Origin of the sequence: Duncaniella muris, from assembly GCF_003024805.1 — a bacterium.
GTDB lineage: Bacteria > Bacteroidota > Bacteroidia > Bacteroidales > Muribaculaceae > Duncaniella > Duncaniella muris.
Window position 1 is genome coordinate 1 of record NZ_PUEC01000033.1, and the last position, 26,277, is coordinate 26,277.

Here is a 26,277-nt window from a genome sequence, read left to right on the forward strand (position 1 = left end):
ATAGCGTGAGGGCTCCACCTCTTCCCATTCCGAACAGAGAAGTTAAACCTCACCACGTCGATGATACTACGAAAGTGGGAAAGTAGATAACCGCCCCCTCTAAACCGCGGACCGGATCCTGTCACAGCGACAGCTTCCGGCCCGCTTTTTTATATCCCTTCTTCTGCAATTACTCTGCTTCGGGATATCCCACCCCCCCAGCAATCCTCACCGCAATCCCCCACCAATCGCAATCCCCCCGCGCTCCGGCATGTCTCATCCTGGGGGATTCGGGACGCATGGAAATCTTTCCGGACTCATCATCCGGCCCAAAACTGCTACATCGGCAATCTTCCACGCGCTTTTCGCGCAGTCTGCGGGTGTCTGAGATTTCGGTTTTTGTGGGCTTTTTGGTGGTCCTGACATATTCAGGAGGCTCCGGAGAGGTTATAGCAGTGAAGTATAGCGGGTTTTTGTTTGCTGTTACACAAATTTGTTGTACTTTTGCATGAGAATGGCTTAGTGTGTCCATTCTTTTCCAATACATTAAAGCAAAGTAACTATACACAATCTATACGGATGGAACTTACTGCGTCACAACTTGCCACGCTGGTCAACGGAACTGTCGACGGTGATGAAAATGTGAAAGTGAGCACTTTTGCAAGAATTGAAGAGGGGCATCCAGGTGCGCTCTCTTTTCTGGCAAATCCCAAATATACTCATTTCGTTTATTCTACTGATTCATCGGTTGTGCTTGTCAGGAAAGACTTCGTGGCAGAGCATCCGGTGAAGGCTACCCTCATACGTGTTGAAGATCCTTATGCCACTGTGGCCCGTCTGCTTGAGATGGTGACAGAGATGTCAAAGGTGGAGAAGGTCGGTGTCGAGTCTCCGGTGTTCATTGCCGAGGGTGTCGAAGTGCCGGCTGACGCTTATGTCGGTGCTTTTGCTTACATAGGCAGTGGAGTCAAGCTCGGAGCCGGGGTCAAGATATATCCGCAGGCTTATGTCGGCGACGGCTGTGAGATCGGCGACGGCTCTGTGCTTTATGCCGGAGCCAAGGTCTATCACGGCTGCCGGATAGGCAAGAACTGTATAATCCATGCCGGTGCGGTGATCGGTGCTGACGGTTTCGGCTTCGCCCCTGTGGAAGGCGGATATGAAAAGATTCCCCAGACAGGTAATGTGGAGATCGAGGATGACGTGGAGATCGGCGCCAATACTACGATAGACCGTGCGATGATGGGAGCAACCCGGATCGGACGCGGTGTCAAGCTCGACAATCTTATCCAGATCGCTCACAATTGCGCGGTAGGTCCTCATACTGTCATGGCGGCTCAGGTGGGCATAGCAGGTTCGGCGAAAGTCGGCGCGCAGTGCATGATCGGCGGCCAGGTGGGGCTGGTGGGCCACATCTCGATTGCCGACGGAACGCAGATAGGTGCGCAGAGCGGTGTCAACCGTGCCACCAAGCCCGGCGACCGCATCATGGGCGCTCCGGCCGTAGAGATGGGTGAATATGCCCGCAGTCTTGTGTATGTCAAGAAGCTCGGTTCGCTTTACGAGCGTGTCAAAGAGCTTGAAAAGCAAATCAAAGAAGTAAAAAACTAAAAAAATATATGAATCAGATTACGTTGAAAGGTGAGTTCACACTCACCGGCAAAGGTCTGCATACAGGGCTTGAGATCACAGCCCGTTTCCTTCCGGCACCTGAAAATCACGGCTATAAGTTCAAGCGCGTCGATCTTGAGGGCGAGCCGGTGATTGACGCTCTTGCAGAAAATGTAGTTGCCACAAACCGCGGCACAGTTATCGCCAAAGGCGAAGCTCGTGTGTCGACCATCGAACATGCGATGGCTGCGCTCTATGCCGCCGGTGTGGACAACGTGCTTATTGAGGTCAATGCTCCTGAGCTCCCGATTCTCGACGGCAGCGCGCGTTTTTATTGCGAGGAGATAGCCCGTGTGGGCCTCGCCGAGCAGAATGCCGACAAGGATTTCTACTACATCAAGTCGAAGCTCGAAGTCCGTGACGACACAACCGGGTCATCGATTCTTGTGCTCCCCGACGATGAATTTTCGGTTGACGTGAAGATTGACTTTGACTCCGTTGTGCTGAACAACCAGTTCGCATCTCTGGAGCATGTAGAGAACTTCCCTGAAGAAATCGCCGCAAGCCGCACATTTGTGTTCGTGCGCGAGATCGAGCCTCTTGTAAAGGGCAATCTCATCAAGGGCGGTGACCTTGACAACGCGATTGTCATCTACGACAGCCCGATGGAACAGGCCGAGCTCGACCGTCTGGCCGATCTCATGAACGTGCCCCACAAGGATGTCAGCATGTTCGGCTACATCAACAATATACCTCTGACTTCCGAAAACGAACCCGCGCGCCACAAGCTGCTTGACCTTATCGGAGATCTCGCGCTCATCGGCCGTCCGCTGAAGGGCCGTGTGATTGCCACCCGTCCCGGTCATTCGATCAACACCACCTTCGCCAAGCGCATCCGCCGCGAGATCAAACACCAGGAAGTACAGGCTCCGGTCTACAATCCGGACAAGGAACCGCTGATGGACAACAATCGTATCCGTGAGCTCATACCCCACCGCTATCCCTTCCTCCTGGTCGACAAGATCATAGAGAAAGGCACCAACTATATTGTCGGTGTCAAGAACATCACAGCCAACGAGCCGTTCTTCCAGGGTCACTTCCCGCAGGAACCCGTGCTTCCCGGAGTGCTTCAGGTCGAGGCTATGGCGCAGACCGGCGGCATCCTGGTGCTCAGCGGTCTCGACGAGCCCGAACGCTATTCGACATACTTCATGAAGATCGACAATGTGAAGTTTCGCCAGAAAGTAGTTCCAGGCGACACTCTGGTCTTCCATGTGTCGTTCATGACCGAACTGCGTCGCGGCTGCGCCATGATGAAGGGCTATGCCTTTGTCGGCGAGAAGATAGTCACCGAATGCGAGTTCATGGCTCAGATCATCAAGAATAAATAACAAGAAGTTTAAGTAAACACAGAGTTTCTCTCTATAAAGTAACTATGAAACAACCTTTGGCATATGTCCATCCGGCAGCGAAGATCCATCCGAGTGTAGTGATAGATCCGTTTGTCACTATTGATCAGAATGTCGAGATCGGTGAAGGTACTCGTATCGGTTCGAACGTTACCATCATGGAAGGCGCACGCATCGGCAAGAATTGTACAATCTATCCCGGCGCGGTTATCTCCGGTCCTCCACAGGACCTGAAGTTCCGCGGCGAGGAATCGGTAGCCATTATCGGTGACAACACCACTATCCGTGAGTGTGTGACCATCCACCGCGGCACAGCCTCCAAGGGCAAGACCGTGGTAGGCAGCAACTGCCTGATCATGGCCTACTGCCATGTGGCCCACGACTGTGTGATCGGTGACAACGTAATCATGTCGAATGCCGTACAGTGTGCCGGCGAGGTTGTGATCGATGATTTCGCAGTGATCGGCGGTGGCGCTCTTATCCACCAGTTCTGCCACATCGGTCCGCATGTGATGCTCCAGGGCGGCGCGCTTGTCAACAAGGATATTCCTCCTTATGTAAAGGCCGGCCGCGAACCCATCGCATATGCAGGTGTGAACTCAATCGGTCTTCGCCGTCGCGGCTTCTCCAACGAGACCATCCGCGACATCCAGGAGACCTACCGCTACCTCTACCTGTCGGGTCTCAACAACTCCGACGCTGTTGAGCGCATCGAGGCCGAACTGCCTGCCACCAAGGAACGCGATGAGATCATTCTCTTCGTGCGCAACTCAAAGCGTGGCATCATCCGCGGTTACGTATAAGAAAATCAGGGTGTGCTGCTGAAACTGGAAGGTCTGCTTCAGCAGCACACATTCTTTTTTAATCTAACACTCTCCCTCCTATGAGACTCCTTGTCTCGCTACTACTCATCACAGGCACTTCGGTTCCGTTTCAGACGGATGCCGGGGTGCCTTTTAACGGTCTTGGGGGCGAAGCCCTTATGCGAGGCATCTCTCGCGCTTGCCGCCCGGTGACTCTTGCCACCTTCAAGTCGCTTGATGGCTGTGTGGACGATCCTTTCAACGGTGCTCAGGTCATGATCTCGGACGGAAAGCTGCCCGACGGATATCAGTGGGGCAATCTCGTCTCTGCCCGATGGTGGAGAATGGTGCCGGATCTCTATGGCGATACCGTCAGCCGAGATCTCTACAATCTGCTGCCGCTCGGCAGCGATGTGGTGGAATGGCGCGCTGACAGACCGGTGGGAGAAGTGGTCACACCGTCATATTCCAACGCCCTCTGGAGCGCCGGCCTTGGACTGCTCGGAGGAGAGGAATTCGAGTGCTATTGGCCCCCGGAGGCTCTGAGAGGACGGCTGGCAAGAACTTATTTCTACATGTCGACGCTCTATCATGCCGATCTCTGGGCTCCGGAAGCCTATCTCATGATGAGCTCGGAGACCTGGCCGGGACTGAGCGGCTATGCGGCCGGAATGCTTGTGGACTGGCACAGATCATGGCCTGCCGGAGCTGATGAAATACGGCTTAACGAACTTGGAGAGCGTCTGCAGGGCAACCGCAATCCATTTGTTGATTATCCGGAACTTGCCGAGTATCTTTGGGGTGCGCACAAGGGCGAGAATTTTGAAATAGAAGGTGAGCCAAAGGCTCTCAAAGGCACTTACCGTCTGAGCGAAGAGCGGATAGATCTCTACTCTCCCTATATTCCCTCAGATGCAGTCTGGACTGTTGACGGACTCTCTGTAGACGGTGCCTGGGTGATGGCTTCCGGGCTTGGCCTTGGGATGCACCGCCTGGACTACATTTCGGCTTCAAGCGGAGAACGCGGACGTCTGACCATTAATATTGTTGAAGGATGAAAGCGCATGGCAGAATTGAATCGGTATTCCTTCTTTGGGCGGGCCGTAGTGTCTGCCGAAGGCTACTGCCGGGCGTCGAAACGTCTTTTCGGAGCCTGTGCTGCCTGCTCGTGGCCATAGTCTTGCTGACAGCCTGCGACAAAGGATCTGACGGAGTGCGGCGCACCGATACTCCGGACCCGCCCGGAAGTGGGGAAGGCCCTGTAGGGCGACCGGATCCAGAACAGGGATGGGATTTTACGGCGGAGACCGCCGACGGCTGTCTGCGCTTCGAGGGCAGTGAGATGCGTCTGCGCATTGACCGTGGCGGAGTGCTGTTCAAGACACTGCCCGACGGACATGGCGCTGTGATTGATCTCGACAGCGGCCGCAGGGTGGAGTATTTTATCGGAGAAGCCGGAAGTGACTCGGTCTGCCGGCAGTCATGGGTGTCGATTGACGGTCAAAAGCTTGAAGGAGCCACCGTCAGGATGAAAAAACAGACCGCCGGGACGGTCTGGTGTCATGTGGATGTGGCCCGTCCGCAGAAGGGCTACATGCTTGTAGGGCTCCGCTAAGCAATGTTGCGGCGCATGGCTGTGACGCGCGCGGTCTGAGGACCGACCCCACAGAAAGCATTTGCGGGCTTTATTTCTGCATTATTCGGGCCATAGTGCGCTTGTCTTCGCGCTCTTTGATCGACTGGCGTTTGTCATATTCCTTCTTGCCGCGGGCTATTCCGATCACGAGCTTGGCAAGTCCGCGATCGTTGATGAAGAGGCGCAGGGGCACGATTGTGAAGCCGCTCTCCTTGCCGCTTTTTTCGATCTTTGCTATCTCCTTGCGGTTGAGCAGAAGTTTGCGGTCGCGTCGGGTGGCATGATTGTTGTAAGTGCCGTAGAAATACTCGGCGATATACATGTTTTTCACCCAGACCTCACCGTTGTCCACATAGCAGAAAGTATCGGCCAGCGAGGCTTTGCCCTGGCGGATCGACTTGATTTCCGTTCCGGTCAGCACAAGGCCAGCGGTGAAAGTGTCACCTATGGCATAGTCGAAGGTGGCACGTCGGTTCTTTATGTTAATATCTTTTGAAATCACTTTAGTTTAACCAATTATAAAAGAGAAAAGAAAATAAAAAATATAGGGAGGCATCAGCACTCCGAGTATGGCTATGATCATGAATAAGCCTGTCTTTTCAGCCTTCACACCCATATAGCTTACCCCTTTCCACTGGATCAGAGCCACATAGAACGGCAGGAAGAAAAGCATCACCGAAGTGATCGGCAATACGTTTATGATCAGCGAGATCAGAGCCACCAGGCCCAGGGTGTAGAGCACGAAAGTGTGGCTGCGGGCCTCGTCATAGCGCTTTTCGAGGGTTGGTTCGGCAAAAAGCGAAAGCGCGAACACACCGAAAAAGTAGCTCACGAAATAGACCAGGAAAGTCACGATCATTCTCATGAACAGAACGAGGAATTCGGCATGATGGTAGACCCCCTGCATGAACACACTGAGTGCCGCTATGGCTATCAGCGGATAGAAACCGCGCGAGGCTATCGACTGCGGATTGTCATCAGCGATAGCAATATCCTCCCAGCCGTTGCCCGGCGAGAGTATCAGTTGAAACAGATATTTGAGATAGCGGCGCATAAAAAATCGTGTTTTTTTGTGACAGACTACAAAATTACACAGAATCGCCGAAAAATCATCTCCTTTAGCCCCTAAAATTGGAAATCATTAATGAGGATGTGGCCGATGTTGTGTGAGGATATGATTGTGATGTGGTAGATGTTGTCTCGCAGGGCTGTTATGGGTCAGACTGCAAAACTCGGTTGAAGTGTTAAAAACTATCCGAGTGTGAAAATGTTTTGAGCCGCGGATTTCGGATGTCGGCACATTCCGGGCCATCCGGGGCGGTAAATCGGTGTCCTCCACCGGACACCACGTTTGTTTGAATATCTTTTTCCCCCCCGACACCTGCGCGCTTTGCGCTGCGGTGTCGGGGGCTACTATTAAAACGGTGTCCTGCCGGACACCTGCTAACCACAGCCCCTCCGGAGTCCGTCTTGCTGGCCCCTGCCACCCACGGCTCCTCCGGAGTCCGCCCAGCCTGGCCCCTGCCATCACCGGCCAGGCTGGAACCTGTCTTGTCTGACTCGCTACTGCCTGCGGATCAGTCCGGGGCACGTAGCGCGTACTGAAACCGGATGGAGATGTCCGTCAGGACATCGGTTTACTCATAGCCCGTGACACCGCAGCGCAAAGCGCGCAGGTGTCACGGGCTTGCCATTCCCTCAGCATATGGTGTCCGGTCGAGGACACCGATTTACCGCTCCGGATGGTGTGTCAAAAAAAGATAAAAAGACGAGGTTGCGTCGTTTAGACCTGTTTCACATAAATGTATCCATTTTGTGATGACATAATAATTTGGCTTTGTCGCAAATTTATGATATTTTGCGACAAAGCCATTGTGAAAGTCAAAAGTAATCGATTGGGTATCGATTGATTATGATTGTGCTAAAATGCGAAAGGGATGCATTCCGATTTCGGCTCAGCGTTGTCTCCGAGGGTCAGACAGCGACTTTAAATGTCTTGTCCAATATGCGGACAATGTATATGCCGCCTGCGCCTAAGTCGATTTTGCGCTCCGTTCCTCGGTATATGCATATGCCATAGGAACTGTATATCTCTACAGTCTCATTATCGTCAGCTCCTTCGATATATATTGCCGAATCTTTACCATAGACTTTTATGTTGCTTGGAGTGAGCACGGGGGCGATGCCGGATATTCCGAGCTCGAATGTAGCGGTGATGTTAATGTTTTCTGCCACGGCGGCAATTGAAGCCTTGAACTCTTCAGGCTTAAAGTCGGCGCGGCTACCGTTTACGGTTACTTCCGCAATTCGGAAATTGTCGGCCGGCCGGATTATGATTTCAGCGGCTTCGCCCTCTTCAAATTCGCTTCTGTCTGTCTTCTGTCCGTTGATGGTGGCATTGCCGCGGGAGTTGTCATATTCGACTGATATGGTGAAGCGTTCGCCGGTAGTGGTATTGCTGAAATTTTTCCACACATTGGCTTCGGTATATGCTTTTCTTGATCCGGCCGGTACGAAGAGAGACGCTGTCTTGTATATTTTTGAATCGAAGATATTGTCATTGGTGCATACGGGCGGAGTCACGGCGTGTGAAATGATTTCGGAAAGGGTCTCGCATTTCTCGAATGCCGAAAAGCCGATTTTGGTGATTGTAGCAGGCAATTCGACTGTTTTAAGTGTTCCTCGGACAACTGATATAAGTGTCGCTGTCCTCGAAGCGCACGTAGCGGAGCGATTTGTAATTGTTAAAGGCTGTGTGGCGAATTGCATTGACCGGGTATGTCTTGCCTTCATAGTCGACAGTAGCAGGAATTAAAAGTGAAGTGATGTCACGCGATGTTGCGCCGGTTACCATAGCCTCACCGTTTTTCAAAGTGTAATTGATCCCATCTACAGTGAAGGCCATAGCCTGACCGGCTGTTGACAGCAGCACGGCTGCGGATAGAATCAGTCTGGTAAAAATCTTTTTCATTGGCCGATTCGTTCGAGTTTTGCTGTTATATTGTGTATTGTCGTGTATACTGTGTTCATGGAGCCTTTATTGTCTTGACCGTCGCACGGAGTTTGTGTCTTTCCATCGGAACTGAGCCAGAATTCGGCTCGTTTGGATGTCCAGGAGTAATAATATTTACTATATGCCTGATTTTCGTATGCTTGGCGAAACACATAGTAATAATGATACTGATACCCGATGGATGTATTGATCATGGTGTTGCTGTCGTCTGAGTGGTTATGGGCTTCGTTTATACATAGTGAATACGGATTGTCAGACACATATGCACTTATGCGCAGGCTGGCACGCTCTTCCTTGAATGTAATGGTCGATTCTCCGTCTGTCCGCTCTACATTGTCAATCCATGAATAATACCAGTCGTTGCCCTGTCTTTCCATGCCTTCGATGTTTGTGATCTCAATATCGCCTTCAGCGCCTACGTCGGCTTTGATGATAAATTCTTTTTTGTCGGGCAAGAGTCGTTCATCGGCGGAATTAAGTATTGACAGGCGGTATGTCCGGCTTTCGATTATATCATCTGTTTTAAACAGGTACTCGTTGCCAATGAAGGTTTTGCCGAAAATGCTATAGAAGGGTGCGGCGTAGTATGTCTTTTTGGGCTTGAGACGAGAGAGATATTGTTTTTTATGGATTTTACTTTCATTTTCTTCGGTCGATGTGGGCTTATATCGGCCGACTACTTCGCTGTTTTCGTCAAGGAGGACAAGACCTTCTTCCGCCTGTATGTTTTCGAGGAAAAAGTGCTTTTCGCGGTCATACTCCACGACTTTTTCGGTCTCCGTGGCGCCTTCTCCGACTTTGAAGCCGGAAATGCCGGGGAAGAGATGGATACTATTGTCGTAAAGATCTATTTTGGGGAATGAATATGTGTATTTCCCTAAGTCGCAGCCAAATAGTTTTGCAGCAACGTATATTTCGCTTTCTATCCCTATGTTGTTGCTGACCATCGGATTGATGCGATATAAATCATCTGACGAGAGCGAGGCGCTTGCCGAAAGCGTATATTTCGGAATCAGATTTATCCCTACACCGGTGGTTGCACTGTAGAGCCCCACAATCACTCCGGCTCTGAGTCCGGTGGATATTGAGCCGTCCAGGTCGATTTTTTGAATTCCCCAAGGACTTTCATCGCCGTTGTTTCCATCACCGTTACGGCGCGAGGATCTCCATTGGCCTGACGAATTACTGATTGTGAAGGCTGAACTGAACTCATGAGTCAAGGTCGATTCGAATGTGATAGACCCGGCGGCGGCTGCCTCGAAATATAGATAGAAGGTTACAGGAAAGACAACAGGTACACCTGCCACGAGAGCTTTGAGATTTGTTCTGAGTTGGCCTATGCGGATATCCTTATTAACCTCCGCCTTGCACTCGACTATAGATGAAACATTTAAGCCGAGCGTAGGCTCGATGTCAAAAGTCATTATGGTGCGTCTGCCACGCTCCTTTTGGATTGTTGCACCTATGTATCTGAATCCGTAATATACCTGGCCAAGGAACCTAAGATGGTTCCAGGCTGTGCCGTTGGAGACCGAAAGATCCAAATGCTGCCGTGTGATGAGGTTGCATATGCCGGCTCTGCTTCTGCTACTGCTACCCTGATCGTCTGGATCATACTCTTCAAATTCGATTCGATTGCCATCTTGGTCGAAGACCTCTATTTCCGATATTTCGAGAGTGCCGTCGGCGGTTGAAAGGTTGAACTCTTCGGCAAACTGCGACAAGTCGGGCCACGAGCATGTGAGCATGATCGTAGGCGACAGTCTTACAGATCGCACTGTGGCGCCGAATCCGTCAGGGAACATCTCGCATTCGGGTATGACGATGATTGAAGCCTCCTTCGGGATTCTGCCGGCAGGTGTGCTCTGTTTGAGGCTGACATATATGGTGGTTGAATCCGGGCTATAGTCAATTGATTCGATATAGGACGCGAAGTCTTCGCCGAGATTGTGCACCGGGAGCACGTCTGCGCTATCAATGTCTGTTTCAGTGATATCTCCGGGCTTATCTGGTTCAGACGGCTCTTCAGTCGTGTTTTTGTCGCATCCAGCGAGTGCTGTTGTCAGTACAAGGAGAATTAGATACAGAAAATGTCGAGGGAGGGAGCTTGAAATTTTCATATGATCAGATGGCAAGTCATGCTCATTCCCTGCAGACCTGAGACTATGTTTTTGATTGGTCCATAAAAATAGAAAAGACGTGGAATGATGTTCGGTTTATCTTAGTGAAGGCATCGCCAAACGCCTGATTCAGAATAAACAGTCCACTCCCACGCCATATCGTATACCGATACCCCTTGTCGGGGAGTGGATATGCGACAAGCAAGGGCGTTTTTGACTGCTTTATCCTCTGAATCTAAAAATTTGGCGAATTTTCACTAAAGGATGAAAGCAAAAACGCTTTTCCGTATGTCTGCGCAGTTTCAGTCGCGCACCGCAAAATTAATGTAAATATTTGAATCTGTCAAACGAAACTTCGTGATCACAGAAAAGTCCTGCTGCAAGGATTTTGCGGCAGGACTTCCAAGTAATTATTACGAAAAATGGCTTAAGAGAATCTTTTGAAAGTCGGGGTGGGCTGATGTGCTGGCAGGTTGTATTGCCGGAATCAGAATGAGAACTGCGCGAGGGCTCCTACGCGGTGTCCCCAGCCGTGGGTGCCGTCGAAGTTCATGCGCTCCCCGAAGTTGGCTTCGGCTCCGAAGCTGATGCGGGGTGTGAGATACCAGAACAGATTGACGGCTCCGTAGAGTCCATATTTGTAGTCGCTGCCGGCGGCAGTTCCGTGATGGGGCAGGTAGCGGCCCTGACCGAAGGTGGCCGACATGAAGACCTGAGGAGTGAAATTGTATTGCAGGCCGGCGAAGTAGCCCCATCCTGGCACGGTGTTGAGCTGTCCGGGTTTTTCGGGGTTGGCCACAAGGTCATATTTGCCAAGGAGAAAGTCGCCGCCGAAGTTTGAATATGAGCGGCCGCCGTTGACTGTGGCATAGACCGTGAGGGGATCCCCCGGGCGGAACACGGTGCTGAACTGCAGACCCCAGCCCACTTTCTGGTGGTTGCGCGAATTGATCATGTCGCGGTAGGGTAGGAAACGAGTGATGGCTGAGAGGCGAATGTGTTGTCCGGTGAGCCATTCATACTGCACCATAGCCGCGATGTTGGGCATAAACTGGCTGCGGGCTGCGGTTGAGGTCCCGTCTTCCTGCACGGTCATGTCAGGAGTTTCCACGGAGGCTGCCACATAGATACCGCTTTTGCGGAAATGATGCATGTAACGGACAAGCACATTTGTTCCGTCCATCTTCATGGTGGGGCCGCTGGCATCTATGGTCGGAGGCACGGCCGCGCCATCGCCGAAAGTGGATGAGGCATAACCGATGGTCCAGTCATTTATGGTGGCATAAGCTTTCTTAAGATGGAAGTCGCGGGTCTGGTAGCCGTTGAAATTGGCTTCTATGTAGAGCTGATAGTCGCCGAGGCGCTTGTTTCGGCCTATGACACGGAAAAACAGGGCGGTGCCGGCCGGACTTGATCCGATACGCTGTCGGTTTAGCTCGTCGCGCTGCGTAGGGATGAAGTAAGGCGAGAAACCGGGAGTGCCGGTGGTACCACCCCAGTCGAAATATCCTCTCATGCGCACCATGCCGCCTATGCCCATAGCCAGCTGTGAGTCGCGGCTCATGAACAGGAAGTAAGGAGCCTGCGGGTCCTGAAAACTGCGGAACTGGTCATAGTAGAAATTTTCTACAAGATTGCGGATCGAGTCGCTTTGCGGAGTCTCGCCCTCGCCGAAGAAAATTGGCTTGTGGTCTTTGACAAGAGCCTCGTGCTGCTCATCGGCCGGTGCGGTAGCCATTGCGCCGAGAGCGCATGCAGCCGAAAGCATGATAGCAGCTGTGCGTGTGATGAAATTCATAAGCTGAAACGGATTTTTGCTTTTTATAACATTCATCATGATTGCAAAGTTCATGCCGGGTTGGGCAAAATAGTGCAGAAATTGAAAAAAATCAAACCGAGATGTAACGTTGACACCAATTTTCCGTCTATATGATAAACGGACCTTTGAAAGGACCCGCAGAAACTGATGGACCGCAGCGAGTTTGAACGGATGGCACCCCGGCTGAGGGAGCGCATTGTCAGCATGGTTGTCGGCATGTCGGCTGAGGCTGACTCCGATATGGCTGACGATGTGGCTCAGGACACTCTTTTGAAACTGTGGATGATGCGGGATAAACTTGATAAGTACAGGAGTATAGACTCTCTGGCCTTTGTGATAGCCCGCAACCGTACGCTCGACCTTCTGCGCAGTTCTTACGGCAGCTCAACTGTCGGGATGGAGCATGTGGGCGACATCTCAGACGGAGTCTCGCCCGAAGAGACAGTGATTGACTCCGAGGAGACGGCGGGCGTGATGGAGATCATTGCATCGCTCCCTTCGGTGCAGCAGGCAGTCATCAGAATGAAGCATATAGAAGGCCTGGAGGTCGGGGAGATTGCCCGGCTCACCGGTTCTACGCCGGGCTCTATCCGGGTAGCCCTTTCAAGAGCCCGTCAGAATATCAGAGATATTTTTATGCAAAGACAGTCATGAAAGAAATAGATCAGAATAATGTCAGCCGCTATGTGGAGCGTTTTCTTGCCGGAGAGACCACCTCTGCGGAAGAGAGGGCGCTGTATGACTATTTCAGTCACGGCCATATTCCGGCTGAACTGGAGAGTTACCGGGAGATGTTTGCCTGGTATGGCTCTCTCAGTCAGGCTCCCGCAGCACCTGAACCCATAAGGCTGCCGAGACTGCGCCGCTGGCAGTGGACAGGAGTGGCAGCCACTGTGGCCCTGTTGCTGGGGCTCGGCTTTGTGTTCAGAATGCAGACCGCAGATCTGCCTGAAGAATACATGGCCTATGAGGGCAGTTACATCATCCGCGATGGCAAGAAGATCACGGACCTTCGTGTTGTCGTCCCTGAAATCCGTCGCAACGACCAGCTCGTCAGCGAGCGTCTGAGCCAGCTCGACCGATCGCTTGAAGAGGCGGAAGATGCTTTTGACAGAGCGCTGATGGAAGATTTTGACATGTCGGACCCTGATGTGGCCGAGGTGGTCAAGGCTTCTCTTAGCTATTGATTACTGCAATTCCTGAAGAGGGGATCATAAGTTACACCATACCTGAAACTCTATCGGATATGAAATTTCTAAGATATATTTTAATGGTCATAGTGATGTTCCCGGCGCTGGGAGCTATGGCTCAGAGCTCGATTGATGCGGCGATAGCCACGCTTCAGAAATCAAAATCTGTGACAAACGAGATTTTCTCGGAGAAACGTGATCCGTCGACCCGCGCGGTCATCCGCTCAAGCCGGATGTTTAACTTCGATGATGACAAGATGGCCGCCAAGATCAGGGACGCCATGAAGAAGGAGCGGTCAAAGGCTGTGGCCTTTCAGATGAAGACCACAAGCGGAGCCGAGGTCTATTCAATCTCTTTCGAAGACAACAAGCATATGGCTATAAAATATGTGCTCATCAGGCAGCATCGCGGCGGATGGGTGCTGTCGGTCGACAAGGCCCGGCGCTCTTCATCGTCAAAAGACCGCTCTGACAGTGAGATCACTGACACTATCTGGTTTGATTCTATGCCGGCTCCTGGGAACTTTGTCCGCCAGATGACTTTCCGGACCGATGAGCCGGAGGATAGCCTGGTGGTTGACGCAGACGAATGTCATGCGGTAATCATTGTGACCACAGACATGCAGGACCCTGTGAATTCAAGTATTTGAGATTAGATATAGCGAAAGTCAAAGGACACGAAAACGGATTTTCAGCCGTGGTCGTGTCCTTTGATTATTTCCGGACCGTCATGTCAGGTGACATGCGTGTGTCATGCCTGGGGCACTGCCGGAACCTGGGCCTTGGCTTCCCAGCCGAGTGCGCTTGCGCCAAGCACGGCGGCATCGGCATCTTTGAGCTCCGAAAGAAGTATCTGCACCTTGCCTTTGAATGCCGGATACATGTTTTTCTCCATTGACTCGCGCAGCGGACGCAGCAGGAGTTCGCCGGATTTTGCCAGACCTCCGAAGAGGATTATGGCCTGCGGCGATGAGAATACGGTGAATTCGGCAAAAGCCTCGCCGAGAATGTTGCCGGTATATTCGAAGATCTCGTTGGCAAGCTTGTCGCCGGCCACGGCTGCGTCATAGACATCTTTTGAAGTGATGGCTTCGATAGGAATTGTGCGCAGGGCCGAGGGTTCGGTGCGGATTTCAAGGAACTCGCGGGCGGTGCGGGCTACGCCTGAAGCCGAGCAGTAGGCTTCGAGGCAGCCGGTGCGGCCGCAGCCGCAGAGACGGCCGTTGTTGCGCTTCATGATGGTGTGGCCGAGTTCGCCGGCAAAACCGTCATGGCCGTAGACGAGCTGTCCGTTGATCACTATGCCGCTGCCTACGCCGGTGCCGAGGGTGATCATGATGAAATCCTTCAGACCGCGGGCTGCGCCGTAAGTCATCTCGCCGATTGCAGCGGCGTTGGCATCGTTGGTGATGGCCACGGGTATGCCGAACTTGTCGCTGACCATCTGGGCCAGGGGCAGGGGAGTGGGCCAGGGGATATTGACGAGTTTTTCGATCATGCCGGTGTAGTAGTTGGCATTGGGTGCGCCTATGCCTATGCCGTGGACTTTGTCAACAGCGTCATTGGCCACAAGCAGCCGGGTCACTTCATTGTAAAGCTCGTCAAGATATGCGTTGACATCGGAATGTTTCAGCGTCTTGATGGAGGAACTGGCGATAACTACGCCACGTGCGTCGACGATGCCGAAAACTGTATTGGTACCGCCTATGTCGATACCCACTACGTAAGGTTTGCTCATTGTGATATAATGTGGGGGATTAAAGGATTAAAGATTTATATTTATAAATTGATTGAAGCACAAAGATAAGACAAATGGCGGATGTTTGGAACAAAATTCATGGAAATTTGCTAATTTTGTCATCTGATGGAAAATGAATTCGACATACATGACCGCGGCAGCGCCGACAAGGAGTATGAAAGAGCCTTGCGTCCGTCATATTTCGACGGCTTCAACGGTCAGGAAAAAGTGGTTGAAAACCTCAAGGTGTTCGTGCAGGCCGCGCGGATGCGGGGAGAGGCGCTTGACCATCTTCTGCTCTTCGGCCCTCCGGGTCTTGGAAAAACAACGCTCGCCGGCATCATTGCCAATGAGCTTGGAGTCAACTTCAAGGTGACTTCCGGGCCGGTGCTTGACAAGCCGGGCGATCTGGCGGGAATACTGACCTCGCTTGAGGAGAACGATGTGCTTTTCATCGACGAGATCCACCGGCTGAGCCGTGTGGTGGAGGAGTATCTCTACTCGGCTATGGAAGATTACCGCATCGACATAATGATTGACAAAGGTCCGGGCGCCCGCTCGGTACAGCTTTCGCTCTCTCCCTTCACCCTCGTTGGCGCCACCACCCGGTCGGGTATGCTGACAGCGCCGATGCGCGCGCGTTTCGGCATAAACTGCCATCTGGAATATTACAGTCATGAGGTGCTCGAACGCATCATACTCCGCTCGGCCGCACTCCTCGGAGTCAGATGCAGTGCCGAGGCGGCCCATGAGATAGCCATGCGCAGCCGCGGCACTCCGCGAATAGCCAATGCGCTCCTGCGGCGTGTGCGTGACTTCGCCCAGGTCAAAGGCAGCGGCGAGATAGATCCGGAGATTGCCCGTTTCGCTCTCGAAGCGCTAAATATTGACCGCTACGGACTCGATGAGATGGACCACAAGCTCCTGCTGACCATGATCCACAAGTTTGAAGGCGGTCCGGTGGGCCTTTCGACCATCGCGACGGCTATCGGCGAGGAGCAGGACACCATTGAGGAGGTCTACGAACCTTTCCTGATAATGGAGGGCTTCCTGCGGCGCACTCCGCGCGGACGCGAAGTGACATCGCTGGCCTATGCCCACCTGCATCTCAACCCGCCCTCGGCTATGGGGACGCTGTTCTGATCCCCTCCTGGAATATAAGAGGTTGTTTTTTAGCAGCCTCTAAAAAATTGTTACAGTCTCAAAAAAATCAAATTACCGCTCTGCAATAATGGCAGGAATCAAGTCACTGGCCAAGGATACGGCCATCTACGGACTGAGCAGCATCATCGGACGTTTTCTCAACTGGTGTCTGGTGCCGCTCTACACCCGCATGTTTCCTTCGGCTGAATACGGCCTTGTCACCTTTATATACTCCATAGTGGCGCTGGCGCTGATCATTCTGACCTACGGAATGGAAACCGGATTTTTCCGCTTTGCCAACCATGAGCGCTACAAGGACCCGATGGAGGTCTACTCAACCTCGCTGATCTCGCTTGCCGTCAGCTCGACGGCTTTCATGGCGCTTGTGCTTGCCGTGCTTGGCCCGGTCAGCGAGGCCATGCACTGCGCAGGAAATGAAACTTACGTTGTCATGATGGCTCTGACAGTGGCCATCGACGCATTCTGCTGCCTGCCGTTCTCATATCTGCGTTTCCGCAAACGCCCCATGCGCTTCGCTCTGCTGCGTCTGGTCAACATCGGACTCAACATCGGACTGAATCTGTTTTTCATACTCATCTGCCCCTGGCTCTGGACCCAGGCTCCCGGCTGGATAGCCTGGTTCTATGATCCTGATTTTGGCATCGGCTACATCTTCCTGGCCAACCTTGTCAGCTCGGCTGTGACCATGCTGTTGCTGCTGCCCGAACTCCGTGGCTTCAGCTGGAAGTTCAATCCGCGCCTGTGGCGAGAGATGATAGCCTACTCCGCGCCGCTCCTGGTACTTGGCATTGCCGGCATCATGAACAGTACGCTCTATTCAATCCTCTTCCCGGAACTGTATCCCGACAAGGCCGAGGCCATGTCGCAGCTCGGCATCTATGGGGCCAACATCAAGATTGCCATTGTGATGGTGATGTTTATCCAGGCATTCCGTTTTGCCTACGAGCCCTTTATCTTCGCCAAGGCTAAGGACAGAGGCGATGACCGCATGCAGAGCTACCGCGATGCGATGAAATACTTCGTCATCTTCGCTATGGTCATCTTTCTCGGAGTGATGTTCTACCTCGATATTCTGCGCCTGTTCATAGCCGAAAGCTATTTCAGCGGCCTCAAGGTGGTGCCTATAGTCATGATAGCGGAATTCTTCTTCGGGATCTTCTTCAACCTCTCGCTGTGGTATAAGCTCACCGACAAGACGGTCTGGGGCATGTGGTTCTCGCTGCTCGGACTGGCTGTCACTGTGGCGCTAAACGTACTGCTCGTGCCTCGCTTCGGCTATATGGGCTGCGCCTGGGCATCATTTGCCTGCTATGGCACCATGATGCTGGTGAGCTATCTGGCCGGACTTGTCAAATTTCCGATCGGCTACCAGGTTTCGCGCATAGTGTTCTATTTCGTCAGTGCGATAGCGCTGTGGTTTTTCGCCGAACTTATAGCCTTCGGCCACCGGCCCTGGCTCAACATGATCATACGCACCCCACTGCTGCTGGGCTATATTCTGATGGCCATGCGCATCGAGCATATCCGTCTGTCAGATCTGCTGCCTCGGCGGCGCTGAAGGATGGCCGGCTCTTTCCGGCTTTTCATTCGTCAGATAGCGTGGCTATGCTTCTTCCTCCCTTGCAACAATTTATCTAAAAGATACACCACTCAGATTTTAACTCTTGTTATGAAACACCCTCTAAACAATTTCTTAGAGGTTGAGTGCCATTTCCATGTCATTTCCGGTCAGCCGGAGCGGGAGATGAATTTTTGTTTGTCCGAATGGTGAAAAAACGCTAACTTTGCAGACGCATAATATTGCATTTTAACCAAAATCCCGATGAGCAAAGAAGACGTAACACACCGTGGAGTGATCGAATCGGTCGGCCGGAACTTGCTGACCATTCGCACCGAAGAAGCGTGTAAATGTGACGGATGTGCCATCACCGCCCTGTGCAACACCAAAGGTGGCGGCCATGAACTCCTGACCATTGACACTCCGCTTGCTTCGGACTTCAATCCTGGTGAACGGGTGGAGGTTACTGCCAGCTCAGGCTCTACACTGAGGGCCACGTGGTGGGCGCTGATTCTCCCGACGCTGATTTTCGGCGGCTCCGTGGTCGGTCTCCGGCTCGGTTTCCCGGAACTTGGAGGCTGGTCGCTCGCCATAGGTTTCGGCTTTCTGCTGCTCTATGATCTCCTGCTCTACCGCCTCCGCAGGCAATTGGCCCAGAAGATCAGCTGGAAAGTGACCAGGCTATAGTACTGATTAAAATATATCTGTTATACAGGCTCTTATAATTTTTTACCATGAATATTGTTGTAACTTCCATTATTGTACTTGGGGTTATCGGAATTGTGGGCGCTGCCGTGCTTTACATTGTGGCCAAGCGTTTCCATGTTCAGGAAGATCCCCGTATTGACCAAGTTGAAGCCCTTCTGCCCGGCGCTAACTGCGGCGGTTGCGGACGTAGCGGATGTCGAGATTTCGCGGCCGCATGTGTCGGAGCCGATACGCTCGACGGACTTTCCTGCCCGGCTTCAGGCAGCGCGGTCATGAAACAGATCGGTGAGATTGTCGGACTGGCCGCCGCCGAGACCAAACCCAAAATCGCTGTAATCAAATGTAACGGCACCTGCGACCTGCGTCCGCAGATAGCCCGATTCGAGGGTGCGCCCACCTGCGCCGTGCTTGCCTCGCTCGGCACCGGCGAGTCAGCTTGTCCCAACGGCTGCCTCGGCTGTGGCGACTGTGTTACCGCCTGCCCCTACGGCGCTATGAAGATGAACCTCGAAACCGGTCTGCCGGAGGTGATCGAAGATAAGTGTGTGGGCTGCGGCGCCTGCGTCAAGGCCTGCCCGCGCTCCATAATCGAGCTCCGTTTCAAAGGCCCGCGCGGCATGAGAGTCTACGTGGCCTGCTCTAACAAAGAAAAAGGCGCGTTGGCAATGAAAGAATGCAAGGTTGCCTGCATCGGCTGCACGAAGTGTGCCAAAGAGTGCACACACGAGGCCATAACCATCGCCAACAATCTTTCATACATCGACTATGAGAAGTGTAAGCTCTGTCGCAAGTGTGTGGACGTCTGCCCGACCCACGCCATCCATGCCGTGAACTTCCCCGTGAAGAAAGCCGCTCCCGCAGCAGAGGTAAAACTGAAAACTGAAGAAACTCCCGCCTGAAACCATGAAACTCCATACGTTTAAAATTGGCGGCATCCATCCCGCCGAAAACAAGATAGCGGCCGGCAAGCCGATTGAAAATATGCCCCTACCCGCCGAAGTAGTCCTTCCGGTAGCTCAGCACATCGGAGCTCCGGCAAAGCCTGTAGTGAAAAAAGGCGATAAAGTAAAGCGCGGCGACATGGTTGCCGAGGCCGGCGGTTTTGTGTCGGCTCCCGTCCACAGCCCCATTTCAGGTACCGTGGTCAAGATCGACGTCTGCCGCACCCCTCAGGGACTGCCCGTGGAGGCCATCTATATCAAGAGCGATGAGGCCGACCGCGAGGCTGACGCAAAGGCGCTCGAACAGCGCGAGACTCCGGCCCGCAGCGAAGCCGAAATTGCCGCGCTTGACGGCAAAGCCATCATAGACATCATCAAGAATGCCGGCATCGTGGGCCTTGGCGGCGCTACCTTCCCCTGCCACGTGAAACTCTCGCCCCCTCCCGGATCGAAGGCAGAGGTGGTGATCATCAACGCTGCCGAGTGTGAGCCCTGTCTTTCATGCGACGACATGCTCATGCGCGAAAATCCGCGTGAGATTGTCAAGGGCGTGAGCCTTCTGATGAAAGCCGCAGGCGTAAGCCGCGGAGTCATCGCTATCGAAAACAACAAGCCCGAAGCCATCGAGGCCCTGACCCAGGCGGCTTCTACCGTACCGGGAATCGAAGTGATGCCCATGAAAGTCAAATATCCGCAGGGCGGCGAAAAGCAGCTCATCGAAGCTGTCATCGGTAAGGAAGTGCCCTCCGGCGGTCTGCCTATCGCAACCGGAGCCATAGTCCAGAACGTGGCTACAGCCTATGCCGTTTACCGTGCCGTAGTGCTCGGCGAACCGCTTATGGACCGCGTGCTCACTCTTCATGACGGCAACACCGGACGCAACCTGAGGGTGCCGTTCGGAACTATCCTCGCCACTCTGACCGAAGGCCTGGAGGAACCTGAAAAGATCATCATCGGAGGTCCGATGATGGGTCGTACAGCCTCTACGCTCCAGACTCCGATGATCAAGGGCACCTCAGGCATCCTGCTCGACAAGCGCTATGCCCACCGCCGCCCGGTTGAAAACTGCATCCGCTGCGGCCGCTGCTCCGACGCATGTCCGATGGGACTCGAACCCTTCCTGCTCGCCACTCTTTCACGTCTCAAGGAATGGGATGAGGTTGAAGCCAACAAGGTGGCCAACTGCATAGAGTGCGGATCATGCAGCTACGCCTGCCCCGCCTCGCGTCCGGTTGTCGACTTCGTCCGTCTGGGCAAACAGAAAGTCATGGCCGCCATGCGCGCCCGCGCAGCAGCCAAGAAGGCCTGACGCAGTGTCAGCGGCCTCGTAATTTCACCCGAAACACCGAGGGCTTCTGGCAATAGTCAATGCCCCTCAGGTATAATGAATGAAAAATGTGCCGGATTTTTTTGAATCCGGCACATTTTTTTGCTCGGCTTATTCGGCAAATATCCGTATCTTTGCACAAATATATCAACTTAACCATTAAAACAGATTCGTAATGACCCACATTTCTGACAGAGTGCAGGCGCTCGCACCATCGGCCACACTGGCCATGTCGCAAAAAAGCAACGAGCTCAAGGCTCAGGGTGTCGATGTGATCAATCTTTCAGTCGGCGAACCCGATTTCGAAACCCCGGCCCACATCAAGGATGCCGCAAAACGAGCCATTGACGAGAATTATACATTCTATACCCCTGTGCCGGGCTATATGTCGCTGCGCAAGGCTGTGTCTGAAAAGCTCTCGCGCGAAAACGGTGTCAGCTATGCTCCGGAGCAGATCGTGGTGTCAAACGGTGCCAAGCAGGCCCTCTGCAATGTGATCCTCGCCACCATCAACCCCGCCGACGAGGTGATCATCCCAATGCCCGCATGGGTCAGCTACGTGGAGATGGTGAAACTGGCAGGCGGCACAACTGTCGAAGTTCAGGCCGACATCACCCAGGATTTCAAGATCACCCCCGCCCAGCTCGAAGCAGCCATCACTCCGGCCACTCGCATGATACTCCTCTGCTCGCCCTCGAACCCCACCGGCAGCATCTATTCGCGCGAAGAACTACAGGGCCTGGTTGACGTGCTCGCAAAGCATCCGCAGATTCTTGTCCTGGCCGACGAAATCTATGAACACATCAACTTCACCGGATCTTTCACATCACTGGCATCATTCCCCGAAATCGCTGACCGCACCATCATCATCAACGGTGTCTCCAAAGCTTACGCCATGACCGGCTGGCGTATAGGCTACTGCGCAGCTCCCCAGTGGCTTGCCAAGGCTGTCACCAAACTCCAGGGTCAGTACTCGTCAAACGCATCATCTATCGCACAGAAAGCCGCCGAGGCTGCCTACACCGGTTCGCAGCAGTGTGTGGCTGAGATGAACAAGGCATTCGAACGTCGCCGCAACCTTGTGGTGGAGCTCGCCTCGCAGATCCCCGGACTGAAAGTCAACTGCCCGCAGGGCGCCTTCTATCTCTTCCCCGAAGTCAGCGCATATATAGGCAAGACCACTCCCGAAGGCAACACCATCGGCTCATCGGCCGACCTGGCCATGTATCTCCTTGAGAAAGGCCACGTTGCAACAGTCGACGGCGGCGCTTTCGGCATGGAAGGCTACATCCGTCTGAGCTACGCCACTTCCGACGACAATCTGCGCGAAGCCATGCGCCGCATCGCCGCCACACTCGCCACACTGAAATAATCCATATCCGTTAGAGCTTGTTTTTAAACAGCCTCTTAAATCAAACATACACTAAAACAAACCCATTGTACATGGACTTTATAGAAGAACTCTCATGGCGCGGCATGATCCATCAGATGATGCCCGGCACCGACGAGCAGCTTAAGAAAGAAATGACCACAGCCTACCTCGGCATTGACCCGACGGCTGACTCTCTCCACATCGGCCACCTTGTGGGCGTCATGATGCTCAAACACTTCCAGCGCGCAGGTCACAAGCCCATCGCGCTCGTAGGCGGCGCCACAGGCATGATCGGCGACCCCTCCATGAAGAGCCAGGAGCGCAAGCTTCTCGACGAAGAAACCCTCCGCCACAATCAGGAGGCAATCAAGAACCAGCTTGCCAAATTCCTCGACTTCGACTCCGATGCGCCAAACGCAGCCGAGATGGTCAACAACTATGACTGGATGAAGAATTTCAGTTTCCTTGACTTCATCCGCGACGTAGGCAAGCATATCACCGTCAACTACATGATGGCCAAGGATTCAGTGAAGAAGCGCCTGAGTGGCGAATCACAGCAGGGCATGTCGTTCACCGAATTCTCCTATCAGCTTTGTCAGGGCTATGACTTCCTTCACCTCTACAAGGAGAAAAACTGCCGTCTGCAACTCGGCGGTTCCGACCAGTGGGGCAACATAACCACCGGCACAGAACTTATCCGCCGCACAGCCGGAGGCGAGGCCTACGCACTTACTTGCCCGCTGATCACCAAGGCCGACGGCGGAAAATTCGGCAAGACCGAAAGCGGCAATGTGTGGCTCGATCCGCGCTACACCTCACCCTACAAGTTCTACCAGTTCTGGCTCAACGTTTCTGACGCCGATGCTGAAAAATATATCAAGATATTCACTGAACTGACCCGTGAGGAGGTTGCCGCTCTCGTCGAGGAGCAGGCCCAGAATCCCGGCGCACGTCCGCTGCAGAAGCGTCTGGCCAAGGAAATCACCACAATGGTACACTCGGCAGCTGACTATGAAGCCGCAGTCGAAGCCTCGCAGATTCTCTTCAGCAACCATGCCGGCGAGACCCTCCGCAAGATCGATGAAGCCACTCTGCTTGCAGTGATGGAAGGTGTGCCGCAGTTCGAAGTGCCCCGTTCGGCCATCAGCGAAGGTGTGAAACTTGCCGATCTGCTGACCGAGACAGCCGCCGTCTTCCCCTCGAAGGGCGAGATGCGAAAAATGGTCCAGGGCGGAGGAGTCAGCATAAACAAGGAGAAAATCTCTGATCCCTATGCTCCCGTGACTGCCGACATGCTTCTCAACGACAAATACATCCTCGTGCAGCGCGGCAAGAAGAACTACTTCCTGCTCCACGTGGCAGACTGATAGGCCGACAGCCTGAAAAGACGCCTTTAGAGTGGTGTTGCACAGTCACCTCTAAGCGCCATTCAAGATTATCACTGTCTGCTAAATCATAAAAAATCGAGCCCGGCTTCTTGAAAGTAAGAAGTTGGGCTTGCTTTTTAGATAGGAAAGCCCCATAGTAGTACTCAGAGTCTGCTGGTGAACCAGAGTCATCTACCAGTATGATTTACATGCTCAAACATAGCTTTTTATTAACAGATTTTTCGTAGATTTGCGATAGATAAAGTCATTGGAATCGCAAATCGGTTTTCGATCGGCGTTCGCTAAGATTCCACTCTCGATTATTCAATTACAGTTGAAATGACAAAGGATGAACTTGTAGCGAAGCTGCACGACATAGAATGGGAAGATTTTGAGGTTAAGACCGCAAAATCTGAATTGCCGAAGAATATATGGGAAAGCGTCAGCGCGTTTTCAAATACCTCCGGCGGATGGATTGTGCTTGGAGTGAAACAGTCAGGCAAGACGTTTGAGATACAAGGTGTGGACAACATTGAAAAACTTGAACAGGATTTTCTTGGCACTCTGCGTTCAGAGAAGTTTAATGAGAGACTGGCTGTAACGTCTGAGCGGTATAATATTGATGGCAATAAACTTCTTGCGTTCTATGTGCCGGAGGTTGAAATGAAACCCGTCTATTTCGGCAATCCAATCAACACATTCATCCGAATGGGTAGTGGAGACCAACGGGCAACAGAGGGAGAGATACGAGCAATGTTCCGCGATCAGTCATTTGGCAAGAAAACAGAGGAACCCATAGCCGGCACAAGCATTGATATGCTTAATCTCAATACTTTGAAAAGTTATAGGTATGCTCTTGGCCAGACGCAGAATCTTGTAAATCTCCGAGAGGTGGATGATGCGGAATTCTGCGAACAGGTCAACATAACCCGAAATGGATTGCTCACTTATGCCGGACTTCTGATGTTGGGCAAAGCTCCTTACGTCCTTCGCTATGTGCCGACATTCTGTGTTGACTACATCGAAATTCCGGGTCCGACAATCCAGCGTGCTGAAGTCAGATACACCTACCGTATTCCGGAGCAGGATAACATATGGGAAGCTGTTCAGATTATCCTGCGCCGTTTCCGCACACTTGTTGATGCGCCCATACATATAAAGGACGATGGATTTGCGATAACAGACGAGAGTCAGTACAAAGTTCTCCGCGAAGCCCTCGCCAACATGGTTATGCACTGCGACTACTTCGATTCGTTGCGCTCCTGTATCCGCGTCTATACCGACCATATCGAGTTCATGAACGGTGGAGCTTTTCCGCTCCCCGTCAAAAACATAATTGGAAAGATATACTCAAAACTCCGCAACCCGACGATTGCCAAGCTTTTTCGCTTCGTAGGCATTGCAGAGAACGCCGGATATGGTATGAACAAACTCGCAAGCTGGGAGACTCTGACTGGCACACGCCCTACGATCGAAAGCGATCGTACCATCGCCACAATCTCATTTCCCCTCAAATCAGCAATCCAGCGAAGGCCTGAAGATGGAGATGTCCCTGAAAATGATAATAAGGGTAGAAATGGTGCTAGAAATGGTGCTAGAAATGGTGCTAGAAATGGTGCTAGAAATGGTGCTAAAACAACACCTCGTCAAGATGCTATCTTATCTCTTATGGCAAATAATTCGGAAATAACGTTGGATGAAATAGCAAAAGAAATTGGAGTTGGAACATCAACATTAGACCGTGAAATCGCAAAAATGGCGCATTTAGTGCAACGCGTCGGTTCAAAGAAAAGTGGACATTGGAAAATTATCAAAGAATGAAATGAAAGACAAAGAGTAAATGGATAAGGAAAAATCATTTAAGCAAAGCGTAATAGAGGGTCTGAGATGTTATGTCTATGTGCTTGTTGACCCTCGTGACAATCGTATTTTCTATGTGGGGAAAGGTACAGGAAATCGTGTTTATCAGCATGCACAGGCCGCACTTGTAGATGATTGTCAAAGCCTGAAGTTATCTACTATAAGAGAAATCAAGGGTTTAGGATTGGATGTAAAGTATTACATTATTCGGCATAATTTGACCGAGCAAGAGGCATATCTTGTTGAGTCTTCGATAATAGACTTACTGACTTATCCGGCTTTCAATAAGGAGAATATACTTACCAATATTGTTTGTGGACACCATCAGTGGAACGAAGGCATTAAAACTGATGAGGAAATCAATATTCTGTATGACTGTCCAAAGATTGAGCCTATTCCGGGAGAGAGACTACTTTTAGTCAGCCTGAATAAAAGTTATAAGCAGACAACGGCAACTGGAGTATATCGTCGAGCCAATGATTACGAGTGTGCTCGTAAATATTGGAAACTTTCACGCGACAAAGCTGATAAGGTGAGGGCAACCGCATCAAAATTTTGCTTTAAGTAGCATATCGGTCAGATAGTCGTTGGAAAGGCTCGCTTTGAAGCGTCTTTTCTTCAGACTACTTTTGTCGACATGCTCTTTAATAATCTGCATTGCC

24 protein-coding genes and 1 rRNA gene are annotated in these 26,277 nt (G+C 52.3%); 18 read left to right on the forward strand and 7 right to left on the reverse strand.

The features are described 5' to 3' along the window. The 6 genes from rrf to C5O23_RS11945 all read left to right on the forward strand — a co-directional run. A 5S ribosomal RNA gene (gene rrf, locus C5O23_RS11920) occupies window positions 1-99 on the forward strand; the annotation flags it as partial. Window positions 100-558: 459 nt separating this feature from the next. Continuing rightward, window positions 559-1,590, forward strand: coding sequence for a UDP-3-O-(3-hydroxymyristoyl)glucosamine N-acyltransferase (lpxD, locus tag C5O23_RS11925; protein ID WP_107033165.1), 1,032 nt, complete (start codon window positions 559-561; stop codon window positions 1,588-1,590). A gap of 8 nt (window positions 1,591-1,598) precedes the next feature. Next, window positions 1,599-2,981 (forward strand): bifunctional UDP-3-O-[3-hydroxymyristoyl] N-acetylglucosamine deacetylase/3-hydroxyacyl-ACP dehydratase, encoded by a 1,383-nt coding sequence (locus tag C5O23_RS11930; RefSeq protein WP_107033166.1) that lies wholly within the window; start codon window positions 1,599-1,601, stop codon window positions 2,979-2,981. A gap of 44 nt (window positions 2,982-3,025) precedes the next feature. Further along, entirely contained in the window at window positions 3,026-3,802 is a 777-nt protein-coding gene (gene lpxA / locus C5O23_RS11935; protein WP_107033167.1) for an acyl-ACP--UDP-N-acetylglucosamine O-acyltransferase, read from the forward strand. Between the two features lie 80 nt (window positions 3,803-3,882). Continuing rightward, a complete protein-coding gene (locus C5O23_RS11940; RefSeq protein ID WP_107033168.1) occupies window positions 3,883-4,860 on the forward strand; it encodes an endonuclease in 978 nt (325 codons plus the stop codon). Beyond that, window positions 4,857-5,417, forward strand: a complete 561-nt coding sequence (locus C5O23_RS11945) for a hypothetical protein (RefSeq protein WP_133166560.1) — start codon at window positions 4,857-4,859, stop codon at window positions 5,415-5,417. The genes C5O23_RS11940 and C5O23_RS11945 overlap by 4 nt, the downstream gene beginning before the upstream one ends. A gap of 70 nt (window positions 5,418-5,487) precedes the next feature. Here the strand turns inward: C5O23_RS11945 and smpB are convergent, their stop codons facing one another. From smpB to C5O23_RS11975, 6 genes are all read right to left on the reverse strand, one after another. Then, the gene (gene smpB, locus C5O23_RS11950; protein WP_107033170.1) at window positions 5,488-5,940 is read right to left on the reverse strand and encodes an SsrA-binding protein SmpB; all 453 of its coding nucleotides are present in this window, start codon (window positions 5,938-5,940) and stop codon (window positions 5,488-5,490) included. 6 nt (window positions 5,941-5,946) lie between these two features. Beyond that, a complete protein-coding gene (locus C5O23_RS11955) occupies window positions 5,947-6,492 on the reverse strand; it encodes a hypothetical protein (protein WP_107033171.1) in 546 nt (181 codons plus the stop codon). A 920-nt stretch (window positions 6,493-7,412) separates the two neighbouring features. Next, complete coding sequence (locus tag C5O23_RS11960; RefSeq protein ID WP_107033172.1) at window positions 7,413-8,099, reverse strand: hypothetical protein; 687 nt, start codon at window positions 8,097-8,099, stop codon at window positions 7,413-7,415. Window positions 8,100-8,109: 10 nt separating this feature from the next. Further along, a complete protein-coding gene (locus C5O23_RS11965) occupies window positions 8,110-8,409 on the reverse strand; it encodes a hypothetical protein (protein ID WP_107033173.1) in 300 nt (99 codons plus the stop codon). Continuing rightward, entirely contained in the window at window positions 8,406-10,571 is a 2,166-nt protein-coding gene (locus C5O23_RS11970; RefSeq protein ID WP_107033174.1) for a hypothetical protein, read from the reverse strand. Before C5O23_RS11970 ends, C5O23_RS11965 begins: the two co-directional genes overlap by 4 nt. 487 nt (window positions 10,572-11,058) lie before the next feature. Beyond that, window positions 11,059-12,369, reverse strand: a complete 1,311-nt coding sequence (locus C5O23_RS11975) for a hypothetical protein (RefSeq protein ID WP_133166561.1) — start codon at window positions 12,367-12,369, stop codon at window positions 11,059-11,061. Window positions 12,370-12,537: 168 nt separating this feature from the next. Here C5O23_RS11975 and C5O23_RS11980 point away from each other — a divergent pair, with 168 nt between their 5' ends. Genes C5O23_RS11980 through C5O23_RS11990 form a run of 3 tightly spaced genes read left to right on the forward strand, consistent with a single transcriptional unit; the run spans window position 12,538 to window position 14,230 of the window. Then, window positions 12,538-13,044 carry an RNA polymerase sigma factor gene (locus tag C5O23_RS11980; protein WP_107033176.1) on the forward strand — a complete coding sequence of 169 codons (507 nt, stop codon included), beginning with the start codon at window positions 12,538-12,540 and terminating at the stop codon, window positions 13,042-13,044. Next, window positions 13,041-13,577 (forward strand): hypothetical protein, encoded by a 537-nt coding sequence (locus C5O23_RS11985; RefSeq protein WP_107033177.1) that lies wholly within the window; start codon window positions 13,041-13,043, stop codon window positions 13,575-13,577. The genes C5O23_RS11980 and C5O23_RS11985 overlap by 4 nt, the downstream gene beginning before the upstream one ends. A gap of 59 nt (window positions 13,578-13,636) precedes the next feature. Beyond that, window positions 13,637-14,230, forward strand: coding sequence for a DUF5024 domain-containing protein (locus C5O23_RS11990; RefSeq protein ID WP_107033178.1), 594 nt, complete (start codon window positions 13,637-13,639; stop codon window positions 14,228-14,230). 101 nt (window positions 14,231-14,331) lie between these two features. Here the strand turns inward: C5O23_RS11990 and C5O23_RS11995 are convergent, their stop codons facing one another. Further along, complete coding sequence (locus tag C5O23_RS11995; protein WP_107033179.1) at window positions 14,332-15,318, reverse strand: ROK family protein; 987 nt, start codon at window positions 15,316-15,318, stop codon at window positions 14,332-14,334. Between the two features lie 126 nt (window positions 15,319-15,444). On the opposite strand from C5O23_RS11995, the gene ruvB reads away from it, so the two are divergent. The 9 genes from ruvB to C5O23_RS12040 all read left to right on the forward strand — a co-directional run bounded on the left by ruvB (window position 15,445) and on the right by C5O23_RS12040 (window position 26,183). Continuing rightward, window positions 15,445-16,461 (forward strand): Holliday junction branch migration DNA helicase RuvB, encoded by a 1,017-nt coding sequence (gene ruvB / locus C5O23_RS12000; RefSeq protein ID WP_107033180.1) that lies wholly within the window; start codon window positions 15,445-15,447, stop codon window positions 16,459-16,461. A gap of 85 nt (window positions 16,462-16,546) precedes the next feature. After that, a complete protein-coding gene (locus C5O23_RS12005; RefSeq protein WP_369699872.1) occupies window positions 16,547-18,040 on the forward strand; it encodes a lipopolysaccharide biosynthesis protein in 1,494 nt (497 codons plus the stop codon). A gap of 264 nt (window positions 18,041-18,304) precedes the next feature. Continuing rightward, window positions 18,305-18,727: a SoxR reducing system RseC family protein gene (locus C5O23_RS12010; RefSeq protein WP_107033182.1), complete on the forward strand. Its 423-nt coding sequence runs from the start codon at window positions 18,305-18,307 to the stop codon at window positions 18,725-18,727. A 47-nt stretch (window positions 18,728-18,774) separates the two neighbouring features. Then, complete coding sequence (locus tag C5O23_RS12015) at window positions 18,775-19,647, forward strand: RnfABCDGE type electron transport complex subunit B (protein WP_107033183.1); 873 nt, start codon at window positions 18,775-18,777, stop codon at window positions 19,645-19,647. 4 nt (window positions 19,648-19,651) lie between these two features. Continuing rightward, complete coding sequence (gene rsxC, locus C5O23_RS12020) at window positions 19,652-20,998, forward strand: electron transport complex subunit RsxC (RefSeq protein ID WP_107033184.1); 1,347 nt, start codon at window positions 19,652-19,654, stop codon at window positions 20,996-20,998. Between the two features lie 193 nt (window positions 20,999-21,191). Beyond that, window positions 21,192-22,388 (forward strand): pyridoxal phosphate-dependent aminotransferase, encoded by a 1,197-nt coding sequence (locus C5O23_RS12025; protein WP_107033185.1) that lies wholly within the window; start codon window positions 21,192-21,194, stop codon window positions 22,386-22,388. Between the two features lie 71 nt (window positions 22,389-22,459). Further along, window positions 22,460-23,755, forward strand: coding sequence for a tyrosine--tRNA ligase (gene tyrS / locus C5O23_RS12030; RefSeq protein ID WP_107033186.1), 1,296 nt, complete (start codon window positions 22,460-22,462; stop codon window positions 23,753-23,755). Window positions 23,756-24,094: 339 nt separating this feature from the next. Continuing rightward, entirely contained in the window at window positions 24,095-25,576 is a 1,482-nt protein-coding gene (locus C5O23_RS12035) for an RNA-binding domain-containing protein (RefSeq protein ID WP_107033187.1), read from the forward strand. A gap of 19 nt (window positions 25,577-25,595) precedes the next feature. After that, complete coding sequence (locus tag C5O23_RS12040) at window positions 25,596-26,183, forward strand: GIY-YIG nuclease family protein (protein ID WP_107033188.1); 588 nt, start codon at window positions 25,596-25,598, stop codon at window positions 26,181-26,183. Window positions 26,184-26,277 lie beyond the last annotated feature (94 nt).

Bases quoted from the DNA above. Each gene is read 5' to 3' on its own strand.
- C5O23_RS11980 (WP_107033176.1), top strand. From the start codon at position 12,538: ATGGACCGCAGCGAGTTTGAACGGATGGCACCCCGGCTGAGGGAGCGC.
- ruvB (WP_107033180.1), top strand. From the start codon at position 15,445: ATGGAAAATGAATTCGACATACATGACCGCGGCAGCGCCGACAAGGAG.
- C5O23_RS11965 (WP_107033173.1), bottom strand. From the start codon at position 8,409: ATGAAAAAGATTTTTACCAGACTGATTCTATCCGCAGCCGTGCTGCTG.
- lpxA (WP_107033167.1), top strand. From the start codon at position 3,026: ATGAAACAACCTTTGGCATATGTCCATCCGGCAGCGAAGATCCATCCG.
- lpxD (WP_107033165.1), top strand. From the start codon at position 559: ATGGAACTTACTGCGTCACAACTTGCCACGCTGGTCAACGGAACTGTC.
- C5O23_RS12015 (WP_107033183.1), top strand. From the start codon at position 18,775: ATGAATATTGTTGTAACTTCCATTATTGTACTTGGGGTTATCGGAATT.
- C5O23_RS12040 (WP_107033188.1), top strand. From the start codon at position 25,596: ATGGATAAGGAAAAATCATTTAAGCAAAGCGTAATAGAGGGTCTGAGA.
- C5O23_RS11995 (WP_107033179.1), bottom strand. From the start codon at position 15,318: ATGAGCAAACCTTACGTAGTGGGTATCGACATAGGCGGTACCAATACA.
- C5O23_RS11945 (WP_133166560.1), top strand. From the start codon at position 4,857: ATGAAAGCGCATGGCAGAATTGAATCGGTATTCCTTCTTTGGGCGGGC.
- C5O23_RS11985 (WP_107033177.1), top strand. From the start codon at position 13,041: ATGAAAGAAATAGATCAGAATAATGTCAGCCGCTATGTGGAGCGTTTT.
- C5O23_RS11990 (WP_107033178.1), top strand. From the start codon at position 13,637: ATGAAATTTCTAAGATATATTTTAATGGTCATAGTGATGTTCCCGGCG.
- rsxC (WP_107033184.1), top strand. From the start codon at position 19,652: ATGAAACTCCATACGTTTAAAATTGGCGGCATCCATCCCGCCGAAAAC.
- C5O23_RS12010 (WP_107033182.1), top strand. From the start codon at position 18,305: ATGAGCAAAGAAGACGTAACACACCGTGGAGTGATCGAATCGGTCGGC.
- C5O23_RS12025 (WP_107033185.1), top strand. From the start codon at position 21,192: ATGACCCACATTTCTGACAGAGTGCAGGCGCTCGCACCATCGGCCACA.
- C5O23_RS11940 (WP_107033168.1), top strand. From the start codon at position 3,883: ATGAGACTCCTTGTCTCGCTACTACTCATCACAGGCACTTCGGTTCCG.
- C5O23_RS11975 (WP_133166561.1), bottom strand. From the start codon at position 12,369: ATGAATTTCATCACACGCACAGCTGCTATCATGCTTTCGGCTGCATGC.
- tyrS (WP_107033186.1), top strand. From the start codon at position 22,460: ATGGACTTTATAGAAGAACTCTCATGGCGCGGCATGATCCATCAGATG.
- C5O23_RS11955 (WP_107033171.1), bottom strand. From the start codon at position 6,492: ATGCGCCGCTATCTCAAATATCTGTTTCAACTGATACTCTCGCCGGGC.
- C5O23_RS11970 (WP_107033174.1), bottom strand. From the start codon at position 10,571: ATGAAAATTTCAAGCTCCCTCCCTCGACATTTTCTGTATCTAATTCTC.
- C5O23_RS11930 (WP_107033166.1), top strand. From the start codon at position 1,599: ATGAATCAGATTACGTTGAAAGGTGAGTTCACACTCACCGGCAAAGGT.
- C5O23_RS12035 (WP_107033187.1), top strand. From the start codon at position 24,095: ATGACAAAGGATGAACTTGTAGCGAAGCTGCACGACATAGAATGGGAA.